We start from the raw sequence: 22,413 nt of genomic DNA, 5'->3' as shown, positions 1-22,413 counted from the left end.
GAATTTAAAAAAGATGACTCCGGTAGAATACCGGAATCATCTAATCGCTGCTTAAATAGCAAGGTTGCTTTTATTAAACTGTCCAAAATTTAGGGCGCAGTTCAGTCTTACCTGAGTTGCCTTTTTATTTTAGGTACTTTCTTATCTGATTTTCTTTTTATTTAAATACGGTGCCGCTTCTTATGGACAAGTTTTCACCACTTTTTACTTGTTTACGAGACCGCTTCTCTTGGACAACTTTTGCTCATTTGCTAAAAACTTGTCTGCGAGACCGCTTCTCATGGACAACTTCTGCCCATTTTCCGAAAAGTTGTCTGCGAGACTGCCTCTCATGGACAAGTTTTGCTCATTTTCCGAAAAGTTGTCTGCGAGACCGCTTCTCATGGACAACTTTTGCCCATTTTCCGAAAAGTTGTCTGCAAGATTGCTACTCATGGACAACCTTTGCCCATTTTCTCCTAACTTGTCCATGACACGTCCTGTATATAATCCTTATTTTCAACATCAACTTCACTGTTCCCTAACCAATTTCAGTCAAAAGACGAATATATTGCCTTATGTCACCCTATTAAAATAGAAAAAAGGGGGGATACTTGTGAATAAACATTGGCCAGATAAATTACCGGTAGTACAAGTACGCGTTGCACGTCCTACTGATCAAATCGAAGAACTGGAAAGGTTTTATTGTGAAGGGCTGGGCTTGGATAAAATTGGCTCCTTTGCTGGACACAGAGGATATACCGGTCTATTAGTAGGAATGCCGGATGCAAGTTACCATCTCGAATTTACTCAACATATTGAAGGCAGCCCAAGTCCCGTACCAAGTAAGGACAACCTTCTTGTATTTTATATGCCAAATCTACAATCCATTGAAAACATTGCACAAAGATTAATGGAAATGGGATATCCAGAAGCAGCACCTGAAAATCCATATTGGGAAGAAAAAGGAGTTACGATTGAGGATCCCGATGGCTGGCGAATCGTCTTAATGAACACTGAAGGGATATAAATAGAAAGCTCCATTTTTGTAATAAACTACAAAAATGGAGCTTTCTTTTATTTTAATCCTGGGAAATTTTGCTGACGCAGTGCCTCATAAATGATGATGGCTGCTGTGTTCGACAAATTTAATGAACGTATATGATCGCTTTGCGGAATACGTAAACATTTGTCGCGACGCTCATAAGCAAATTCTTTGGGCAATCCGGTTGTCTCTTTACCGAACATAAAATAGATATCTTTTTCTTGGTCACTGAAGTCGTGGTTGGAATACGGCTCATCGCTATAAGTTTCAATGAGGAAAAGCTCTCCATCTTTTGAATACTCAATAAAATCTTCCAAACTTTCGTGATATACAATATTGACTGAGTGCCAATAATCTAATCCCGCGCGTTTTAGCATTTTATCATCCGTCGAAAAACCGAGTGGCCGGATTAAATGTAAAGATGTATTTGTTCCTGCACATGTACGAGCAATGTTTCCCGTATTGGCTGGAATTTCAGGTTGATATAAAACAATATGCAATGGCAAATCAGACACTTCCCTTTATTACTCTATTTCTACTGCTTTTTGTAATTATTATCCAGGTTATTTTGTAAAGGGGCAACCACAATTAGTGATTCCCTTAAATTGTTAATAATGTTAGCCCCTTTTCAATTTCGCGAAGTACTTCTTCATCCTTCTCGACATCGAATGCTCTCTGCAATGCCTGTTGCGCATCAGGACCGCCAATTTTCCCTATCGCCCATGCAGCTGTTCCACGCATAACCGGACGCTCATCTTTATTCATGATTGTGATTAAGTCTGGTATTGCTGATTGTTCTTTAAAATGAGCTAGTGCAATAATGGCATTACGCTGAATTGGCTTTTTCCCTCTCCATGAACCTGACATATAGCCAAATCTGGATTTAAACTCTTTATTGGACATTTGAAGCAATGGTTGTAATAGGGGTTTAGCTAATTCAGGATCAGGTTTGAATTCTTCATGAATCCAGTTGCTTTTCCCTTTATTTTTTGGGCAAACGGTTTGGCAAGTATCACAGCCATAGATGCGATTCCCCAGTTCTTTCCGAAACTCGTCTGGTAGAAAATCCTTCGTTTGCGTTAGGAAAGCTACACAACGTTGTGAATTTAACTGTCCCCCAGCGACTAAAGCACCCGTTGGACACACATCCAAACAGAGTCGGCAATCCCCACATTCATCTTCAATCGGTGTATCTGGTTTAAAGGGAATATTCGTAATCATTTCCCCAAGGTAAACGTACGAACCAAACTCCGGAGTAATGATGGAACAGTTCTTGCCACTCCACCCTATTCCCGCTCGTTCAGCTACAGCACGGTCTACAAGTTCCCCAGTGTCAACCATCGATTTAATTTGTACATGTTGAACGCGTTCCTTCAACCACTCTTCTATTAAATTTAAACGTTCCCGCACAGCAACATGGTAATCCACTCCCCATGAAGCCCGTGCAAAAATACCGCGACGTGCTCCCTTTTTTCCTGCAGGGGCTTCTTCCATTTTGGAAGGATATGCAAGTGCAATGGCAATTATACTTTCCGCACTATCTAATAGAAGCAGGGGCTCTGTTCTTTTTTCGATATCCGATTCTTCAAATCCCGATTGATAGCCTAACTGCTGCTGCCGTTTTAATCGATTTTTCATTTCATGAAAGGGAGAGGCATGCGTAAAACCGATTTTGTCCACGCCAATGGATTTTGCGTATTCAATTAGCTCTGTTTGCAATTGTTCGATTTTCATCTTCGCATTCAACTCCTTTATTTGGTAAAATATATAATATACGCTAGTAATGCGAAATTTTATAAATGTAGGTGATTTGCTTGAACATCTCATTAGACAAAGAACTTCTACAAACGAACGACCAATTAAAAATCGGCATTATCCATTATACCAAAATTGTTGTGTCAGAATCTCCTCAAATGATAAAAGGTCGCACACAACTTTATCAGGAAAACCTGTATTTGGAACTACAAGAAAATCCCGTTACCCAAAGAGAAGGAATTGCAGAATGGCGTACTGTTTGGAAGTCGTTTGGTGCAGATCCAAACCGCTATCGACACTCGGCGGAAAGTCTGATGCGCCGTATAGCGAAACAAAACTATTTAGCACCTTTCCATTCAGCAGTAGACCTCAATAATTTTTTCTCCCTTCAATACGAGATTCCAATTGGCATCTATGACATCGAGAAACTAGCAGGAGATGTTGAAATATCCTTGGGTGATGAACAAACTGGATATGAAGGGTTAAACGGCCGATTTAATTCACTGACTAATATTTTATATAGTAAAGACCAAGAAGGTGCATTTGGCAGCCCATTTGTTGATTCGATTCGAACGGCAGTTACAGAGGAAACTTCGGAAGCAATCCAAATTTTTTATCTAAGACCATCTTTAGATGAATCGGAATGCAATCAGCTATTAGCAACTGCAGGAAATATGTTTACTCAGGTTAATGGCGGCGACTCCCGTAGCTTCTTATTAAACAAAAATAATCTTGTAATTTCAATATAGGGGTGAATGCTATGAAAAAGATACCACTGGCAGAAGGGGTTAAGCTAAAAAGTATTTTAACGAAAAAAATCCAGGAACTTATTGGCGAAATCCATCATGTTTCACACACTGTTGTGGAAAAAGGACAAGAACCAAAATCATCCGGTCGAACAATTCCCGAAGTCGAAACCGAACTTGCACAAGTACGAAAAGATTCCCGCATACTGGACAAGCTTATTTACCGTGCAAATATTGATAACTCGGTATCTTTTAAGGGCGAGGACTTAGCCATTGTTGAGGCCATTGAACTGGCATCCCAATTACGTGCAGAAGCTAGTCTATATAAACATCTTGGCCAATCCGAAAAAGAATCGCTCTACCATAGTGCCAGTGATTCTGTCATTTTCTATAATGTTGCCATGTATGACCCGGCGGAATACCGAAAACGTGCAATCGAACTTGAAAAAGAGGCGCACCGATTATCTAATTCAATCAATGCCAAGAATTATCAGGTAGAAATTGAATTTGATGATTCGAATTATGTCTAATCTCGGGGCGGTGAGACTCCAAACCGAGGCGTAATGTACTGTCACCTTGCTTTTTAAAATACAATAGTCCGCAAACCGATTACCTGTAACCTGTTACCTTGTGACCTTTAACTAATAACCAACCATAGTCAAAGTTACAAAACTCTTTTACAGTGATCTTGAATTGGACAGTACTTACGTTAGAAAACCACGATTTTCCGCTACTTTAGCGTAAATCGTGGTTTTTCTTCTAATCAATAGAACAACCTCTTGTATTATTGAACTCCTGGTAAAATTCGGAGTACTTTTAGATCCGCATCCAAAATTGCTTCGACACCTAATGGGATTGCAATATTCGGTTCACAGTGTCCGATCATAAATCCAGAAACAGCTGGTTTCCCCAGTGGTTTTAGATACTCTTCAAACAGTGTCCATACTTCCTTCAATGTCCCATCATTAATATCGGTAAAGTTTCCAATGACAAATCCAGCTGCCCCTTCTAATTTTCGTGCAAGACGTAGCTGATTCAGCATGCTATCGATATTTTCCAAAGACTCTCCAATATCCTCGAGCAACAAGATTTTACCATTTACATCAAATTCAAATTTCGTTCCTAATGTATTCACCAAACGAGTTAGATTCCCGCCTGTTATTTCGCCACGTACACTACCTGGTACCAAGGTTTGTAGAGGAGTTAAATTTTCATCGTATTGGATTTCAAAAGGTGTAAATATCTGTTGGAACATTCTTTTCGAAAGATCGGAAAGTTCGTTCGCCCCAACAGAAGAAAGCATTGGTCCGTGGAATGTTACGATATCTGAATACTTCTGAAAAGCAGTATGAAAGCATGTTACATCTGAGAAACCCCAGAAAATTTTTGGGTTTTCAGTTAGCAATTGATAATCAATGCGGTCAAGGATTCGAGCTGCTCCATAACCACCTCTTAAATTGAATATTGCTTTTATCTCTGGATTTTGAATCATGTTATGTAAATCATTTAATCGCTCTTCATCTGTTCCTGCTAAATATTTACCTGTAAGCCCTACAGTTTCACCTAGTTTAACTTTCAAGCCAAGGCTTTCTAGCAGCGTTAATTTTTCGGGTAAATACTCCATTGCAAATGGCCCGCCTAGTGCTACAGCGCCTACCGTATCTCCCGCCATTAATCTTTGTGGTCTAATTTTCATATAATCATCCTCTCTATTATTTTTCATGCTTATACATAGATTCTATCAATTAATAAGTATATTTATAAAATTATTTTCAAAAGAGATGTTTAGAGCTTTGAAGTAGAGGGTAATAGAAAAGAATGCAAGCAGCTTTACTAGTGAATTCTGATAAAATGCTTGTTTTTTTAACGTATTCTATTTAAATTATGCAACATTTATAATAATATTAAAATAAACAATAATAATTGGAAAAGGTAGGAAACGGAATGAAAAGTAAATTAAAACTGGGCATACGTTCGAAAATTACCTTTGGCTATGTAATAATCGTTCTTGCTCTAATCGTTTCTGCATTTTATTTGAATAACCAGGTGCGATCATTACAAGAAGAAAGAAACCAAATTATTAAGTATGACTCACAAATTCTGACGCTTTCTAATAATATTGAAAAAAGTTTATTAGAAATGCAAGCTGGAAAACGAGGATATATTATTACTGGTAATGATCGTTATTTAGACAATTATTATGCAGCAACTGAAAATTGGGAGCAAGATTACCATGAATTATATTCCCTGTTAAAAAATAATCCTGAACAACTGGAAAGACTATCCACTATCAACTCTGCAATCGAACATTGGATTGTTACTTCGGGTGACCCTGTTATCGACATGAAACGCGAAGGAAGAACAGAAGAGCTTAATGAGCATTTCACTGCTGATGAAGGCAGTTCCGAACTTGCGTTGATGGAACAGCAGTTTGAAGAATTTAGAATTGCTGAAAGTGAAGCAATCTTAGCGAATACAGCGGAATTGGATCAGCGAAATAATACAGTTAGTATTGCTATTACTGTGTTTCTTATCCTTGTTACCTTGATTGCTGTCACTTCCGCAACAACAGTGTCAAACTCAATTATCAAGACTGTCCATAATGTTACAAATTCAATACGCAGAATTAATGCATATGAAGGAGATTATGGAGAACGCGTTAAAGTATACACAAATGATGAAATAAAAGAATTGGCAATCGCGACAAATGATTTACTAGATAACATGGAGAGTCGAGAATGGCTACAATCTAATCTCGCTACACTTTTGACCAAATATCAAGGTGTTTCCTCACTTAATAAGTTGTCGGAAATCTTCCTTTCAGAAATAACGAAGAGCACAAGGGCAACATATGGTGCGTTTTATGTGGCAAATAAAAATCTTGATGAAACAGAGTACATAAAAACAGCTTCATTTTCTGGGTCTAGTCAAGACATTGGACGTGATTCATTTAAACTGGGTGAAGGACTAATAGGACAAGTAGCGGTAAGACAAGAAGTTTTCCATTCTAATAATGTTCCAAAAGATTATACGCTTATTCAAACAGGACTTGGCGAAACAGCACCAAAAAGTATTTTAATCGTCCCGGTGAAATTCGAAGATAAAGTTATTGCCATAATTGAACTTGCTTCAATAGAGGACTTTAAATCGCTAGAAATTGAACTAGTTGAAAATGTAGTGGATTCATTTGGAATAACGGTAAACAGTATTATGGATCGCATGGAGATTGTCCGACTATTAAATGAATCCAGAGCAATGACCGAAGAGCTACAAGCTCAATCTGAAGAATTACAATCTCAATCTGAAGAATTACAATCTCAATCAGAAGAATTGCAAATGCAAACAGAAGAATTAACGATAATAAACGAACAGCTAGAGGAAAGATCGAAAGAAGCAGAAGCAAAATCGAGAGAACTAGAGGTGGCCAAGAAAGAGCTTGAAGCAACTGCTGGACAACTCATCCTAAGCTCAAATTATAAATCCGAGTTTCTTGCCAATATGTCACATGAATTACGGACTCCTCTTAACAGCATCTTAATTTTATCGGAGATGCTGGGAGAGAATGACAACAACAACCTGACCGAAGAGCAAGCTGAATTTGCAAAAGTCATTAACTCTTCTGGACAGGATTTATTGTCATTGATTAATGATATTTTAGATTTATCAAAGGTTGAAGCTGGTAAATTAGATATTTTATTTGGAGAAGTGAATATGGACGAACTACCACATTTACTGCAACAAACCTTTACACCAGTTGCTAAGCAGAAAGAGATTGAGTTTAATATTATGAAATCTCCAAATGTGGAAGATATTTTCCATACAGATGAAAAACGTTTTAATCAAATCTTGAAGAATCTATTATCTAATGCTTTTAAATTTACGGACCACGGATCTGTTTCATTAACAATTACTAAATTAGCTGAACAACAATTATCTACGGATATGCAGCATTTGAGTAAGGATTGGTTGGAAATATCCATAATAGATACTGGAATTGGTATATCAAAAGATAAGCATCAGCTGATTTTCGAATCATTCCAACAGGCAGATGGTGCAACTGTTCGTAAATACGGTGGTACAGGTCTTGGATTATCCATTAGCAAAGAATTTTCAAAACTGCTGGGAGGTTGGATTGAGCTTAAAAGCGAAGAAGGTAAAGGTAGTACCTTTACACTTACACTTCCAAGCCTGCCAAATGGTATAAGTGAAGAATGTCAGCAAGAAATAAATAAAGATCAATCCAAAAAATCTCATGAAGAAGTTGCAGCTACTCAAGTAATTGAAGACTTTCCTGCACAAAGAGAACTTGAAGAGATGAAAGAACCAGATGTAATTACTAATCTCCCTTCTCTAAATGCAGAATGCGATATTTTTGAAGGAAAGAATGTTCTGATTGTTGATGACGATAATCGAAATATATTTGCTCTTAAAACTGCACTTGAACACAATGGCATCAATATATTTGTTGCAAAACACGGCTTGGAATGTTTAGAAATCATGCAATCCAATACCGAGATAGACCTAGTATTAATGGATATTATGATGCCTGTGATGGATGGTTATGAAACAATGACTAGGATCCGAAAAGATTTACAATTGACTGAAATTCCGATTATTGCCATTACTGCAAAGGCAATGAAAACCGACCGCGATAAATGTATCGAGGCTGGTGCTTCAGATTACATCAGTAAACCTATTAACTTGGAACAGTTATTCTCTGTTCTGCGTGTATGGTTAGTTTCACAAGGGAGTATTGAACAACGATGACTCATCAATCTGATTTCAATTCGAATCTTGATCGAACAACTGAACTTACAGACCTGGAAATCGACCTACTACTAAAAGCAGTTTTTCGTTTGTCTGGCTATGATTTTCGTTTATATAATCGTTCTTCTATATCACGAAGAATTCAGAATCGAATGAAGGTAAGCAATCTTTCTACCATTACTGAGTTAACAAATATGATTATTCATGACGAAGACTATTTACATCAGATTTTAAATGATTTTTCAATTAACGTGACCGAAATGTTTCGAAATCCTTCTTTCTTCAAAGCCTTTAGAAATGAAGTAATTCCGAAACTGCGTGATAATGCTGAAATTCGTATTTGGCATGCAGGGTGTGCAACTGGCGAAGAAGTATTTTCAATGGCTATTTTGATGGAAGAAGAAGGCTTAATGGAGAAAACGGTAATTTATGCTACCGATATGAATGAAGATGTCCTGGAAAAGGCAAAGAATGGCGTATTCCCAATCCATAAAATGCAGGCTTATACAAAAAATTATCAGCTTGCTGGAGGAAAAGAGTCCTTTTCTCAGTACTATAATACTGATAGACAGTATGCTTACTTTCATAAATCACTATTAAAGAATATCATCTTTGCACAACATAACTTAGTTACAGATCAATCATTTAATGAATTTCATATTATCATTTGCCGTAACGTTCTTATCTACTTTACACAGAGGCTACAAAATCAAGTACATCATTTATTTTATGAAAGCTTAGTGCAAGGCGGCTATCTCGGTCTTGGAGATAAAGAAACGCTTCGCTTTATCGATATCATGCCAAGTTATAACGAAGTAAATGGAAATGAACGTATTTATGAAAAAATAGAATAATATAAAACGGCCAGTCAAAAGACAAAAAAAAACCATTTTTCTTCAATAGAAAAATGGTTTTTTTTGATGTAGAAAAATCGTTTTTATTGATGTAGTAGAAATTGATTTTTCGTTTAAGCTTTTATTTATGTCCAAATCTCTTTTCTCTAGTCTTGAACTTTCAAAAGAACAAGACACATATCATCCGGTTGGTTCTGTTGCTTTTCCTTTGGCAGAAGTTCATCTAACAGCATTTCCGACCCACTCCATGTTTGCTGTGTTAAATTTTTAATTCGTTCTTCCGCTTCAAATTCATCTGGTGCGATTGCTTCGAGTAAACCATCCGTGAATAAAATAATTTGAGCTTCTTTTTGATAGTGAATGATTTGTTTTTCTACTTTGATTTCGTCAAAGAATCCAATGGCGCAACTACCTTGATTTAACGGAATAATATGTTCTTCATCAAGATATACATAACCATGTGGATGTCCTGCATTTACATATTCTATTGTTTTTGCCTCTGTATCTATTACTAAATAAATCGCGGTAAAATAATATGGTATGGATTCTTTTTCATTATGTAATTGAGCCATATATCGGTTAAGCTCCTTTACCACATCGACTGGATCTACAATTTGTTTGATTGCTTCTCTTAATACAGAGGAGATAAACATACAAAGCAGTGAAGCGGAAATTCCATGACCCATCATATCTAATAGGATAACTGCATAGCGATGTTCACTTATTTTATGCCAATAATACATGTCCCCGGCTAAGTTGAATGATGGTAAATAGGATACCTCCAGTTGTATGTTTTTTTCCTTTAAAGGTGGACTAAGCAGACTCCTTTGAACATTTGTTGCAAGATCTAATTCATATTGGATTTTCTTTTCGTGTTGTGTATGCCAATCTAATTCCGCCTTCAAGCGTAACGCTGCTCGAATTCGTGCAAGCAGCTCCACTTTATCAATAGGCTTTGTTATATAGTCCATGCCACCCATATCAAGCGCTTCTGCTAATTTATTTTTATCATCTAACGCTGTAACAAAAATTATCGGGATATCTTTATAACGATTATTCGCTTTAATAATTCTACATGCCTCGATTCCATCAATTTCAGGCATCATGATATCAAGCAATATTAAGTCTACATTCTTGGAAATTGAATTTGGAGCATCAAGTTGTAGATAGTCAAAAAGCTCCTGTGCAGAAGTTAAGGAAACACAGTCATTATAACCTACATTATTTAATATTTTTTCAATGACAAATAAATTTACTTTATTATCATCGACTAGAAGAATTGTCACTTTTTATTTCCCCTATTCTAGTTATATTGGTATAAAATATTCAAAATCCTCCATTCAGAGTAATGAGACAGACCTGAATATATTTTATCGCTAGTAAACTAATCTTATTTCTTTTATTATACAAGAATATAGATACATTACTTTTATCTGAACATTCAATCAGTTAGATAATCTTCTTCCTCATATTCTATTACCCTATATAAATAAAAAAAAACCACTTTTGCCAAAAAAATTGGAAAAGTGGTTTAGTAAAACAATCCCTATTATTATGCCTTTGCAGCTAATTAAAAGTTACTCTTTGTTTCCTTTGTTTCCTTTTTCCTGGGATTTATTTTGATCGTTTTGCTGTTTTGCATCTTGTTTTTGCTCTTGTTTTTGCTCTTGTTTTTGCTCTTGTTGCTGTTGCTTAACCGCTTGTTTTTCTGCTTGCTGTTGCTGTTTTTGCGCACTGTTTTCCTGCGCTTTGGCTTGTTTTTCCACAGCTTGTAATTGTTTCTCTGCTGCTTTTTCTTGTTGTTCCACAGCTTGCTCAGGCTTTTGTTCTACGTTCTTGTTCACTTTTTCTACTTGTTTTGTTGCTGGCGTTTGAGTCTGTTTTACTTCAGCTTTTTTCACTGGAGTAGCTGAAGTTTTTTGTTCTTTTGTATCAATAACTGCTGGTGTCACAGAAAGTGTTTTACTGTTTGTTACTTCCTCTACAGCAATATTGTCATTTTCAATCTGCTCAGCAGCAGTTGCAGCTGTAGCATCGTTTTTTGTTTCTTCATTTATTTCTGTATTTGTTGCATCATTCGAACCTATCGTTTCCGCTTGAGTCTTTTTTTGTTTTTTCTCTAATTGAGCTAACTTTTTCGTTACTTTCTTGTCTAGCTTTTCTTGGGCTTTTTCGATATTTTTAGCAATTGCTTCTTTCGCAGTTGGATTTCCAACTTTTTCAAGAACCGCTTGCAGTGCTAAAATATTCGCTGAAAACTTGGCAATCAGAGCAGCACGGTCTGCATCTTCTTCTGTCGCTGCTTCTTCATTTCCCTCAGCTTCTTCTGTACCATCTACCTGGACTGTTTCCTCTGATTCTTCAGTCGCTTCAGTCGGTACTTCTGTTTCTATTTCTTCTGATGCTTCAACATCCTCTACTTGATTTAGTGCTAAAACTTGTTGTTCTATAGCCTTTTCTAAAGCTTCCTTCGCTAAATCCTCTTCACCCGCAGCAAACAATGCCTCTGCTTCAGCTATACGTTCTTCTGTTAAAGATACTAGCAATTCCGCCTCTTTTTGGTCATCAAAAGTTAGTGCTAGCTTAATATTTTCAGTAAACTGTTTGAAGAAATAGAAAAAGTCTCCTGGTAATAATGACGGTTCCTCTACAACCGTCTCTTCTTCAACCGGTTCATTTACTGTAGTTTCAGTTTCCTGTACTTCATCGGAATTTTCTTCAGTCGTAGATGCAGTTTCCTCTGATGCAACTTCAGGATTCTCAATTGTTGGAGCATCTGTTGCCACATCATCAGTTGTAGTTTCTTCCTCGATAGAAACAGTTGTTTCTTTCTCAGTAACTTCCTCTTGAACTACTCCTTGTACTTCCTCTTGAGTCTCCTCATTTGCAAATACTTGAGTTGAGCCTATAGCCAAGGTTGCGGCTACTACACCTGTTGTAAAAACATTTCTTACTTTCACATTTAATCTAGACATTAAAAGTCCCTCCAATAATTTTTGGAAGAAAATAAATCACTCTTTTTTGAAGTAGATTCACATTCTTCATTTGGTAGCCCAGCCATCCTAGTTACCCCTTAGATCTGTGACTTTGCGTCTCTATCTTTCAATAGATTTGCCTTTTTCAAATGAGGAACAAAGTTATCGTTCACTTCATTTATATTAAATATAGTCCATTAGCGTCAAAAATACTATATATAATATTTCCCAATAGTTTTACTATCTAATTCATTACATGTAGATATAGATTTACATGTTGTTTAGATTTATTTTCATCACATAAGGGCAATCCCGAATAGAGAACTCATTTGTATTCTCTTATAACTGGTTCGTTATTTTCCTTTTGAAATATAAGCAAACTCTCATAACATTTATGTTAAACTTAATAAGTTGTTCTAAAATTAATTTACATAATCAGGATTGGTATTTTATATGAAGAATCTATCAAATCGAAAATTCAAACTAACAAGTTTATTAATGTTTCTTATAATAGCATCCGTGCTATCTACTACTTTCATTCTCTTGTTCGCATCTTATCAGTCTGAAAAGAAATCCTTAACTGATACTTATTTAACTCTTAACTCATCAAAATCAGAGAAATTAAGTAGTTCAGTAAATTCCTTATTTAAATCTATGAGAATAAGTTTACAAGAAACCACACAATTTCTCTCAAATAATCCTAATATGACAGATGAAGAGATTCAAGAACATCTAGAGCTGCTGCGGAATAATAGTCGATACTTCAATTCTTTAGCATGGGTTGATGAAACGGGATTTGTTCGAGATATAGCCCCTATCAGTGTGGGTATAAAAGGAAATTATATTACCGGGGTTACAAAAGATGTAGTAGATGCAAAAAAGCCAATGCTGACAGCGCCGTATAAGGCACCTACAGGCCGTATACTCGTTTTGATGAGTGAACCTTATTATGATAATAAAGGAAATTATAAGGGCATTATTGGTGGCTCTATTTACTTACAAGAAAAAAATGTTCTTAATGAAATACTAGGTAACGATATTATTGACCAGAACGGTTCTTATTACTATGTAGTCGGGCCAAATGGTACTTTATTATTTCACCCTAAAACAAATCGTATTGGAGAAGGTGTAATAGACAATCCAATCATTCCAAAGCTTGTACAGGGACAAAGTGGGATGGAACGTGTTACAAACTCTGAAGGTGTGCCAATGCTAGCAGCATATAACTATCTTTCTGAAATAGGTTGGGGAGTTGTACAGCAGACACCTGTTTCCTATGTCGATGGACTGTTACAAAAACATATACAAAATCTTCTATTGATCTTTCTTTTACCTTTTATCATTTTACTTATAGTTTCTTTAAGCTTTGCTAGAAAGCTGGCTAAACCGTTTATTGACTTAGCGGATGTCGTGAATCAATTTGGTACAGACAAGCAAATTCATCCCCCTGTTTTTAATTCACACTGGAATCGGGAAGCTGATCTTTTAACGAAAAGCTTGATTATTGCCATTGAGGCGGTTGAAAATAATAACACCTTATTGAAAGAAGAAGCTATGACGGATGCCCTTACAGGTTTGTCAAATCGAAAAAAACTTAATAAAGTGATATCTTATTTAGCAGGTGAGGGACAGTTGTTTTCTTTAGTTGCAATCGATATCGATCGATTTAAATTGATTAATGATAGTTATGGACATCAAATGGGGGATGAGGTTTTAAAGTTTTTAGCTCAAACCGTTCGATCAGCAATTAGAACGAAAGATGGATTTTTCCGTTATGGTGGAGAAGAATTTATTTTATTACTACCGGATACTAACTCTTCAGAAGCCTATTCTCTTTCAGAAAAGATTCGAACTACAATAGCGAATACAATAAGTCCGGTGGGCAAACCCATAAACATTTCACTCGGGGTTTCAGAATTCCCTACCCATTCTGATTCCTTAGATGATTTATTTTTATTTGCTGATAAAGCGTTGTACAGATCAAAAGAAAATGGACGAAATCAAACTACGTTATGGGGACAGGATTAGTTACTGGAGCGGCTTCAGATAAGGAACCAACGCGCTCATACTGCGTTGGTTGCCTTGTCTGGCAAAGTTTACATTTTTCTTGATAAGCAAATCTATTAAACCCACATCTTGAAGACGGAGTTTAAGAAACTCGTTAAAAACCTCGGATTAAAGGTACACTTTAAAAAATGGAATTGCTTTTTTTTAGTTATTAATCCTAACATTAAACCTGTTAATTTAGAATAGATATTCCCTTGTTCTTTACAATGTAAAAAAGCAGCCACGTATGGTGACTGCCCTTCATAATTTATAGTTTAAAATGCTGAATGCTTTGTTGCAGTATTACTGCTTTTCCCCCTAAATCCTTAGACACACTATTGATCTCTTCGATTGTCGCTACTTGTTCTTGAACTGCTCCGCTTACTTCTGCAGCAATAGCAGCCGTGCTCTGGGAATTAGTTGACACTTGGCTTACAGATGCAGCAACTTGTTCAGCTGCTGCTGATATCTCTTCTGTAACAGAAGAGATATCCGTTACTTGATCTGTGATTTCGTTAATGGCCAGATGGATTTGATCAAATGCGGCGCCTGCTTCTTTAATAAGCTCTACACCATCTTGTGCATTCGCTAAACTATAGCCAACAGCTTGTTGAACTGTTTTTGCATCTCCGACAATTTCTTGAGTTAGGCTAACAATTTGAGTAGCTGATGCTTTTGATTCCTCAGCTAGTTTACGAACCTCATCTGCAACGACAGCAAAGCCTTTTCCATGCTCTCCGGCACGTGCCGCTTCAATTGCTGCATTTAATGCTAAAAGATTCGTTTGCTCTGTGATTCCAGTAATGACTGCTGAAATATTACTTATTTCATTAATTTGAATTGTCAGCTTGTTGATTAACTTTGTGACTTGCTCTGAAGATTGGTAAATAACTTGCATCTGATTTTGTGCATCATCAACAGTTTGTCCACCGGATTTCGCAACAGCTTTTGTATCGATTGCTTTTTCTTGTAAAGATGTTGTTGACTCTGCAATGCGTTGGACTCCACTTGCTGTCTCAGCCATAGCAGATGCACTTTCATTAGAAGAGTAAGCATTTTCTTCAACTGCTTGTGCTGTAATCTCAATATTTTTAGAAACAGACTGAGATAGGTTATTTACTTCATCTGTACTTGCTAATAATTCCTCCGCACTAGAAGCAAGTAAATTCGCATTATGATTTGTATTTTGAATGATTGATCGTAATGAAGCCTTCATTTCGTTAAATGAATCAACTAATGTTTTAATTTCATCTTTTGAATGAACTTTAATTTCCTCTTTGGATAGATTCCCTTCAGCAACAACTTTAGCCGCTTCTGAGACACGTTTTATCGGGTATGTAATCATACGGTTTAAAAGTAATACGATACCAACACTTACGAGAATTGCAATAAAAATAACTGCAATAATTATCGTAGTCCCCTTTTTCGCCTGTTTAGCTGCCTCATCTTTTACGGAATTAATAATCTCATATTCTCTTACTTGTATTTCTTCGATTGTGTTTACAAGTAATGTACTTGCATCGTATGCTTCTACTAAAACAATCTCTGTACCTCTTGCAGTGTCACCATTTTGGACTGCTGCAACTAATTCATTTCCTAATTCTATCAACTGATTTTCATACTCAATTGCTGATTGAATCTTAACATTAAATTCCTCATGAGCATTAATTTCTTTAAGCTCATCTAGGAAACCTGATACCTCATCCAGACGCTGTTCTAATAACTCCAACTGTTTTGTTGAATCTTCCAGTATATATGAGCGCATTTGTAACTGTTGCAGGGGTACATAGCGTCGAACATCATTAATGACAGCAAGTTGTTTAATATTCTTCTCGATAATATTTTCATATTCATTATTTAAATTGTTTAAACTATAAATACTAGTTCCACCGATAATTATCATTAAAATAATAACGGCTGAAAATGAAGCTAGCATTTTTTTTGCAATACTCATATTATTTTCCTCCAATTACTAGTTTATTACTAAAATACATACCTTCCCATAATTATTTTTGTATACAATCAACTTTTCTGCTCCATTGTATCTATTAATCTACTTAAAATAAAGTAATTAGCCCTAGATTATCTCCTTTTATTAACTCAATATGATGTTATTTCATAAATAGTTGTAAATATTTGCAATTAAATCACTTATACTTTAAGTAATAATTACTATTTAAATAGTAGGATGTAAGATGCAACTTGGTTCATTTTCTATCAGTTTAAATATAAAAAAGATTAATGTTTCAAAAGCTTTTAAACCTTCACGGGAGTTTTCATAACCCTAAAAAAGGAAAATACGGGAGAAACTTTGCCATAAGTAAAAAGAGATGTTTCGTATAGAAACACCTCCTTTTTTCGGTTCATGGATTATAGTCTGACCTTTAAAACAGTCTATTTAATTTTAGATCATTAATATTTCTCTAATATCTTCTTCCGTTAAAGAGGTTGAGGTTTTCGCATCGGAATCGATAATCTCAGAAATGAGGTCTCTCTTTTTCGCTTGGAGTACATTCATCTTCTCTTCGATTGTACCCTTTGCCACCATTTTAATAACCTGAACATCATTTTTCTGCCCCATTCGATACGCCCGGTCGGCTGCTTGATCCTCTACAGCTGGATTCCACCAGAGATCGTACAAGATAACAGTATCTGCTCCAGTTAAATTCAAACCAGTTCCCCCAGCTTTTAGTGAAATTAAAAATAGCTCTTGTTCCCCATCATTAAATCGATGACAAAGTTCCACTCTTTCTTCTGAAGGCGTTTGTCCGTCGAGATAGAAATAGGATTGACCAAGCATTGTCAATTTCTTTCCAATAAGCTGCAGCATTTTCGTAAACTGTGAAAAGATCAATACTCTTCGACCAGACGCTTTAGATTCCTCCAAAATTCTCATGAGTTGTTCAAATTTTGCTGAGCTGCCTTCATAACCATCAACAAATAAAGCTGGATGACAGCAAATTTGGCGTAATCTCGTCAAACCCGCTAAAATCCGGATGCGATTCTTTTGGAAAGTCGCTTTATCGAGATGTTTTAATGTATCGTGCCGCAGTTTTGCCAGTAAGGCTGTATAAAGCTTTTTTTGTTCAGGTAGCAATTCAGAAATTTCCAATGCTTCATGTTTCTCAGGCAACTCTGGCAGGACGTCAAATTTTACACGGCGGAGCAGGAATGGCCGTACTCGGCGGGCAATTGACTTACGAGGTAGATGACTATATTCCTCTAGGCCTTGGAAAAGCTGCGGGAATACAACATGATAGATGGACCATAACTCTTCAAGTGAATTTTCTATAGGTGTCCCCGACAACCCAAAACGATTTTTCGCCTTTAATTTTTTTACTGTGCGTGCTGTTTGTGTATATGGATTTTTAAAACTTTGCGCCTCGTCAAAGAAAATGGTATGAAAGGATTGCTTCTCATACCACACGCGGTCCCTTCTTAACAGTGGATATGATGTGATGATGACATCCATCTCATGCACTTCTTGTAATAGCTTTTCTCTTTCTCCCTTTTTCCCATCTATAATAATTGCTTGTAGTTGCGGTGCAAATGTGATGATTTCATGTAGCCAATTATAAGTTAAAGAAGAAGGACAAACGATTAAAACTGGACACTTTTGATCCCGAATACTTTCTAGCTCCGAAACAATAAAGGTAATACTTTGCAGCGTTTTCCCAAGGCCCATATCATCCGCCAATACACCGCCAAATCCGTAGCTCGCAAGTGCCTTCATCCATTTGAAGCCTTGCTTTTGATAATCCCTTAGAATAGGATCTAAGCTATTCGGGATGTCGAACTCTAAACTAGCTGGTCGCATTAATTGATCGACAAACTGACGGAAGGAATCTTCGGGGGAAAACACTTCACTTTCATCGATTAAATCAAGAAATTTCAGCCCTTCTAGAATAGGCATATTTAAACTGGCTTCATAATCATCTTCTTGAGCCGGTACGGCAGAAAGGAAGCGACGAATCTCTTCCATTTCTCTTGTTTCTAGAGAAAGCAATGACCCACCAGGAAGACGGTAATATTTTTGCTTAATTTCTAGTGCTTTCAATATTTCTTTTATATGCTTATCTGCTATGCCATCCATTTCAAACTTAAACTCAAGCCAGTCCGTTCGTTCTTTTGGAACTTTCACCCTTATTTTCGGAAACGCATTTTCCCTTACAATCCGAATGCGGACAGCAGTAGTGGCATAAACTTGTGCAAGGCTTTGTAGCTTTGCAACTGTATGATAAAGAAACTCATACTCCAATTCCTCGTTTTGCATATAATAGCCGCCTTCAGTAATCGTAAAACCACTGTCCTCCATTAGCTCTAAGATTTCTTCTTCTTTGCTTAAATCCCTGATAATCATAGGCCCAATAGGAGTATCTCTATTTTCCAATGGTTGAATTACCACATTTTCATAATGGAATTCAAGTCCTGCAAGTAGACGATTTCTTAAACGATCCAAGTAAACTTTAACAACAAGGGGTGTTTTCAAAAATCGTTCTGTAACCCCTTTAGATAATTGTAAATTGCCGATTCTTTTCAAACCTGGCACCACTTTTTTCATAAAAAAATCAATTTGATCGTTATTTATAGGTATTGAATTCGTCGATGGGGTTACGAGCATTTGCTTTAATTGAACTAACCGTTCACAGTCCTGACCTTCTAATTGATAGATTTTCCCTCCACTAATCACTACATTATAGGCATCCAGAATTGTTAATTGACTAAATCCCTTCATATGGAGCTGATAGTGTTGACTGTCTTCCACTAGATAAAATTGAATAGGAGGTGTTCCATCTTGGAATTGTAGATTTGTATAAGAATAGTCCTCCTGTTCAAGTGTTACAAATGGTGCATTTATTAATAATGTTTTGAGACCTGGCCACGCGGATGGTGGAATAAACAAAATTTCATTACTAACTATATATTTGCTCTCATTAGATTTTACTTCTAGATAAACTCTTTCATCTTGTGCAACATGAATGAGCTGGTGAATCAGTGCATCGACATCAGTTGAAAAACAATGTAAGGTTGGATCAAATTGAACTGATGACGAAATATCACTGACATCTCCTTCTCGAATATCCTGTAAAAACTGTCGAATATTATGTACCTTTGCAAATGCAATTTCTGCTTTTATGCCGAACAAATATTCATCTTTATGGATCTGAATTGGTTTAACATTAAAACGAGCATCTACTACATCTCTTTTCTCGAAATGGAGCTGATGACCACTTTTCCGAGCGGCTTTTTCCGTAAATAATGTCAAAAAGTCATCAGTTAGTCCGCGTTCTTGAGTTTGATCATTATGTACATTGTTATAAGAAATCCCTTGTTTATTTAATTCATATAATGCAATGAGCACCGCTGCCGTATGTTGGCAACTGTGCTTGAAATTCGGTAAAGATGGGCAGCTGCAAGAAGATTGAAATTCGCCATTTTTTAAACGCTGAATTGTGACATGGAATTCTTCAGTGCCCTTAACAATTGCTTCACATGTTTGTGAAGTATGCTTGTGGAGCGATACTTTACCCGCACGATAAAAAGAGTCTCCTCTCTTAAAGGAGACCATCCCACACATGTCTTTGATAGTTTTTATATTTAATTTGATATCCATGTTTGGCAGCTCCTTTATCTTTAGTCATGAGGATTGAGATTTAACTTTTTTCGTTTTACGTTCAATTTGTTTTCTAACTTTCATTTTATCACGGAATCGGATTGTGTTCGAGAATTGGGATGAAGGTTAGATTGAGTATATAATCATTACCATACCTTGATTTTATTATAGTACAAAAAAGTGAAAGTAAATTACCTTAAAAACTAGTTAAAAAAATCAACTATGTGGAACAAAAAGCACAAATGTTGAATTATCAGCATTTGTGCCTTATTGATACCAATGGAGTATAAACTATAAATCATCAAAATCACTTTCGCTTGCTAACCATGTAGTTACTTCATCAAGATGTTTTCTTTTTCCTTCCGGTACAGCTCTTTTAGGATGACCAAAATATAGAAAGCCCAAAATTTCTCCATTATCAGTAAGATTGAATAATTTCTTCATTTCAGGATGATAAGCTGATTTACCCGTTCTCCAATATCCTGCCAACCCTAATCCATGTGCTGCTAGCAGCATATTTTGAATTGCTGCATATACTGCCCCATGTTCTTCTTGAAGTAACACTCTAGGATTTTCGCTTGGCTCCACTGCAACTGCAATGATTAAAGGTGCTCGAAACGGTTTTTCCTGAATTTTAATTAATTTCTTTTGGTTTGATTCGCTTTCGGGATCTTCCATTTGTTGCTCTTCAATTTTAGCAAGTGTTTTCCCTAACCGAATTCGGCTATCACCTGTTAAGACAAAAAACTTCCATGGCTCTGTTCGATAATGACTTGGGGCCCAAGTTCCTGCCTCTAGAATACTATCAATTAATTCTTTTGAAACGGGTTCATCTGAAACGAATCCAATACTTCTTCTAGATTTAATAGCTTCAAATATATTCATTTTCATACCCCTCCATTGAATTAAAAATTCGGGACTAAAAAAGCTTAAAAATCATACTTCGCTTCTCTTTTTTCCTTATTTTCTTGTAGGTCTCTGTTAGCAAAATCGCATCTTCCACTAGACGCTCAATTCTGAAGAATACATCAGCTGATTGCCTCCTACTTTTTAGCAGTATATTTTCGAATAGCTGGTAATATTTCATTTCCTATAATCTCAACATTCTTCATCAGTCGATCAAACGGCATTCCACCAAAATCCATTTGAGCTAGATAACGTTGATGACCATATAGTTCATGCTGATACAGAATTTTTTCAATGATTTCTTGTGGACTACCGACATTGATAACACTACGTTTGTCAGCTCCGTGGGCAAATGCTTGTTTCGGGAAGCCTTGCCCGTTTGTAAGCTTCATGCCTTCATTAATATATGGGTACATCTCTCGCATTGCTTCTTGTGTAGTTTTTGCCGCAAAGAAAAATCCTGTTGTTCCTACAGGTAATGCTGCTGAATCAAAACCGCTACGCTCTGCTGCTTCCCTATAAGCACCAATTGTATTTTTAAAAGTACTTACTGGGCCGCCTAATGTGGCAAGCACCATCGGAACCCCTGCATAACCAGCTTTCATCGCACTTGCAGGTGTGCCACCAACAGCTCGCCAAATTGGAAGAAATCCATGTTTAGGTCTAGGCAAAACTTTCGCATTTCTTAACGGTTCACGGTATTCGCCGCTCCAATTCACTACTTCTTCTTCATTAATCTTTCGCAACAAATCGAATCTTTCCTCAAATAATGCCTCATAATCACGGAGACTATAGCCTAATAGCTTATAAAGTCCCACACGCGATGCACGTCCGGCAATAATTTCCGCACGTCCATCCGAGATAATGTCGATAGTTGCAAAGTCCTCATATACGCGAACAGGATCTGACGTACTAATGATTGTTGAGCTGCTTCCTATTTTAATGTTTTCTGTAGCTTGAGCAATAGCTGATAAAATGACTGTATGTGCCTGTTTAGTAAAATACTCTTGATGACTTTCCCCGACTCCAAAAAAGTCAAGACCCGCTTGATCTGCAAGCTTTGCCAATTCCACGATTTCATTTACTCGTTGCTGGGCAGAAATCCGCTCACTAGTATGCGGATCCGGGATATGATCGCCTAATGTAAAAAGTCCAAATTCAAGACCTTTGCTTGTATCAATTCGATATTTTTCCATATGATAAACCAACCTTTATATAATTTTTTCCGCGCGTTAAGTATTAATTTCCCAAGATGGTATGAGTAAAATCATTTATTCTAGTATTTTAAGATGGTATTAGAAAATAATACGAATACTTGTTTAATCATTACATACTAATCAAGCTCCAAATGAAAAGTAAACTTCTCTTTTTAACCCTTTTCATATAAATTGTAGTTAAATGATAAAATAGGGATTTTCTTATCGCAATCCATTTGATTGGTGAGGGATTTTGATGAATTTTATTTAAACAAACCAAAAGGAGTCCTCAACTAAAAGAGAACTCCTGACATCTCATATTAAATCATTATTATATTTCAATAAAAGGAAGCTCTATCCCATTAATAACAGTCATTACAATGAGCGGTGCCAAAATATTAAAGGATAAAGTCACGATAGTATAAATATTTTGCATCAATATATATGGCTATAAAGGTTAAGTTGAAGAGATTTGAAGGATAAAACTCTTGTGAGGCATAAATTTTGAGACAGGGTGCAATAACCCTGTC

General features: G+C 36.4%; 15 protein-coding genes and 1 riboswitch. Of the genes, 6 read left to right on the top strand and 9 right to left on the bottom strand.

Annotation, left to right across the window (positions count from 1 at the left end; translation table 11 throughout):
* Window positions 1–595: 595 nt before the first annotated feature.
* Complete coding sequence (locus ACFQU5_RS12485; protein WP_390288219.1) at window positions 596–1,009, top strand: VOC family protein; 414 nt, start codon at window positions 596–598, stop codon at window positions 1,007–1,009.
* A 47-nt stretch (window positions 1,010–1,056) separates the two neighbouring features.
* Here ACFQU5_RS12485 and trmL read toward each other — a convergent pair whose 3' ends face one another.
* Both trmL and queG read right to left on the bottom strand, forming a co-directional pair.
* Window positions 1,057–1,530 carry a tRNA (uridine(34)/cytosine(34)/5-carboxymethylaminomethyluridine(34)-2'-O)-methyltransferase TrmL gene (trmL, locus tag ACFQU5_RS12480; RefSeq protein WP_390288217.1) on the bottom strand — a complete coding sequence of 158 codons (474 nt, stop codon included), beginning with the start codon at window positions 1,528–1,530 and terminating at the stop codon, window positions 1,057–1,059.
* A gap of 94 nt (window positions 1,531–1,624) precedes the next feature.
* Window positions 1,625–2,758 (bottom strand): tRNA epoxyqueuosine(34) reductase QueG, encoded by a 1,134-nt coding sequence (queG, locus tag ACFQU5_RS12475; RefSeq protein ID WP_390288215.1) that lies wholly within the window; start codon window positions 2,756–2,758, stop codon window positions 1,625–1,627.
* Between the two features lie 80 nt (window positions 2,759–2,838).
* Here queG and ACFQU5_RS12470 point away from each other — a divergent pair, with 80 nt between their 5' ends.
* Both ACFQU5_RS12470 and ACFQU5_RS12465 read left to right on the top strand, forming a co-directional pair.
* On the top strand, window positions 2,839–3,528 hold the full coding sequence (locus tag ACFQU5_RS12470; protein WP_390288213.1) for a B3/B4 domain-containing protein: 690 nt from the start codon (window positions 2,839–2,841) through the stop codon (window positions 3,526–3,528).
* Between the two features lie 11 nt (window positions 3,529–3,539).
* Window positions 3,540–4,055, top strand: a complete 516-nt coding sequence (locus tag ACFQU5_RS12465; protein ID WP_390288211.1) for a DIP1984 family protein — start codon at window positions 3,540–3,542, stop codon at window positions 4,053–4,055.
* A 254-nt stretch (window positions 4,056–4,309) separates the two neighbouring features.
* Here ACFQU5_RS12465 and ACFQU5_RS12460 read toward each other — a convergent pair whose 3' ends face one another.
* Complete coding sequence (locus ACFQU5_RS12460) at window positions 4,310–5,221, bottom strand: S66 peptidase family protein (protein WP_390288209.1); 912 nt, start codon at window positions 5,219–5,221, stop codon at window positions 4,310–4,312.
* Between the two features lie 248 nt (window positions 5,222–5,469).
* Between ACFQU5_RS12460 and ACFQU5_RS12455 the strand changes: the two genes are divergently transcribed.
* Both ACFQU5_RS12455 and ACFQU5_RS12450 read left to right on the top strand, forming a co-directional pair.
* Window positions 5,470–8,292 carry an ATP-binding protein gene (locus ACFQU5_RS12455; RefSeq protein WP_390288207.1) on the top strand — a complete coding sequence of 941 codons (2,823 nt, stop codon included), beginning with the start codon at window positions 5,470–5,472 and terminating at the stop codon, window positions 8,290–8,292.
* The gene (locus ACFQU5_RS12450) at window positions 8,289–9,146 is read left to right on the top strand and encodes a CheR family methyltransferase (protein ID WP_390288205.1); all 858 of its coding nucleotides are present in this window, start codon (window positions 8,289–8,291) and stop codon (window positions 9,144–9,146) included. Before ACFQU5_RS12455 ends, ACFQU5_RS12450 begins: the two co-directional genes overlap by 4 nt.
* A gap of 146 nt (window positions 9,147–9,292) precedes the next feature.
* Here the strand turns inward: ACFQU5_RS12450 and ACFQU5_RS12445 are convergent, their stop codons facing one another.
* Both ACFQU5_RS12445 and ACFQU5_RS12440 read right to left on the bottom strand, forming a co-directional pair.
* On the bottom strand, window positions 9,293–10,432 hold the full coding sequence (locus tag ACFQU5_RS12445) for a SpoIIE family protein phosphatase (protein ID WP_390288203.1): 1,140 nt from the start codon (window positions 10,430–10,432) through the stop codon (window positions 9,293–9,295).
* A gap of 291 nt (window positions 10,433–10,723) precedes the next feature.
* Complete coding sequence (locus ACFQU5_RS12440) at window positions 10,724–12,121, bottom strand: DUF5667 domain-containing protein (protein WP_390288201.1); 1,398 nt, start codon at window positions 12,119–12,121, stop codon at window positions 10,724–10,726.
* A gap of 69 nt (window positions 12,122–12,190) precedes the next feature.
* Window positions 12,191–12,272: riboswitch (cyclic di-GMP riboswitch) on the bottom strand.
* Window positions 12,273–12,574: 302 nt separating this feature from the next.
* Here ACFQU5_RS12440 and ACFQU5_RS12435 point away from each other — a divergent pair.
* Entirely contained in the window at window positions 12,575–14,149 is a 1,575-nt protein-coding gene (locus tag ACFQU5_RS12435) for a sensor domain-containing diguanylate cyclase (protein ID WP_390288199.1), read from the top strand.
* A gap of 286 nt (window positions 14,150–14,435) precedes the next feature.
* Here the strand turns inward: ACFQU5_RS12435 and ACFQU5_RS12430 are convergent, their stop codons facing one another.
* From ACFQU5_RS12430 to ACFQU5_RS12415, 4 genes are all read right to left on the bottom strand, one after another.
* The gene (locus ACFQU5_RS12430; RefSeq protein ID WP_390288197.1) at window positions 14,436–16,121 is read right to left on the bottom strand and encodes a methyl-accepting chemotaxis protein; all 1,686 of its coding nucleotides are present in this window, start codon (window positions 16,119–16,121) and stop codon (window positions 14,436–14,438) included.
* Window positions 16,122–16,571: 450 nt separating this feature from the next.
* A complete protein-coding gene (locus tag ACFQU5_RS12425; protein ID WP_390288195.1) occupies window positions 16,572–19,781 on the bottom strand; it encodes a DEAD/DEAH box helicase in 3,210 nt (1,069 codons plus the stop codon).
* 291 nt (window positions 19,782–20,072) lie between these two features.
* Window positions 20,073–20,666, bottom strand: a complete 594-nt coding sequence (locus tag ACFQU5_RS12420) for a nitroreductase family protein (protein ID WP_390288193.1) — start codon at window positions 20,664–20,666, stop codon at window positions 20,073–20,075.
* Between the two features lie 158 nt (window positions 20,667–20,824).
* Entirely contained in the window at window positions 20,825–21,883 is a 1,059-nt protein-coding gene (locus tag ACFQU5_RS12415) for an LLM class flavin-dependent oxidoreductase (protein ID WP_390288191.1), read from the bottom strand.
* Between the last annotated feature and the right edge of the window lie 530 nt (window positions 21,884–22,413).

This window comes from Ureibacillus sp. GCM10028918 (genome assembly GCF_042666115.1).
In the GTDB taxonomy this organism is placed as follows: Bacteria; Bacillota; Bacilli; order Bacillales_A; family Planococcaceae; genus Ureibacillus.
The sequence above is the reverse complement of the archived record's forward strand: the minus strand, read 5'-3'. Positions and strand labels throughout refer to the sequence as shown.

Excerpts from the sequence above, each read along its gene's own strand:
- ACFQU5_RS12420 (WP_390288193.1), bottom strand. The coding sequence starts at position 20,666 with ATGAATATATTTGAAGCTATTAAATCTAGAAGAAGTATTGGATTCGTT.
- ACFQU5_RS12440 (WP_390288201.1), bottom strand. The coding sequence starts at position 12,121 with ATGTCTAGATTAAATGTGAAAGTAAGAAATGTTTTTACAACAGGTGTA.
- ACFQU5_RS12435 (WP_390288199.1), top strand. The coding sequence starts at position 12,575 with ATGAAGAATCTATCAAATCGAAAATTCAAACTAACAAGTTTATTAATG.
- ACFQU5_RS12455 (WP_390288207.1), top strand. The coding sequence starts at position 5,470 with ATGAAAAGTAAATTAAAACTGGGCATACGTTCGAAAATTACCTTTGGC.
- ACFQU5_RS12425 (WP_390288195.1), bottom strand. The coding sequence starts at position 19,781 with ATGGATATCAAATTAAATATAAAAACTATCAAAGACATGTGTGGGATG.
- queG (WP_390288215.1), bottom strand. The coding sequence starts at position 2,758 with ATGAAAATCGAACAATTGCAAACAGAGCTAATTGAATACGCAAAATCC.
- ACFQU5_RS12460 (WP_390288209.1), bottom strand. The coding sequence starts at position 5,221 with ATGAAAATTAGACCACAAAGATTAATGGCGGGAGATACGGTAGGCGCT.
- ACFQU5_RS12415 (WP_390288191.1), bottom strand. The coding sequence starts at position 21,883 with ATGGAAAAATATCGAATTGATACAAGCAAAGGTCTTGAATTTGGACTT.
- ACFQU5_RS12450 (WP_390288205.1), top strand. The coding sequence starts at position 8,289 with ATGACTCATCAATCTGATTTCAATTCGAATCTTGATCGAACAACTGAA.
- ACFQU5_RS12430 (WP_390288197.1), bottom strand. The coding sequence starts at position 16,121 with ATGAGTATTGCAAAAAAAATGCTAGCTTCATTTTCAGCCGTTATTATT.
- ACFQU5_RS12465 (WP_390288211.1), top strand. The coding sequence starts at position 3,540 with ATGAAAAAGATACCACTGGCAGAAGGGGTTAAGCTAAAAAGTATTTTA.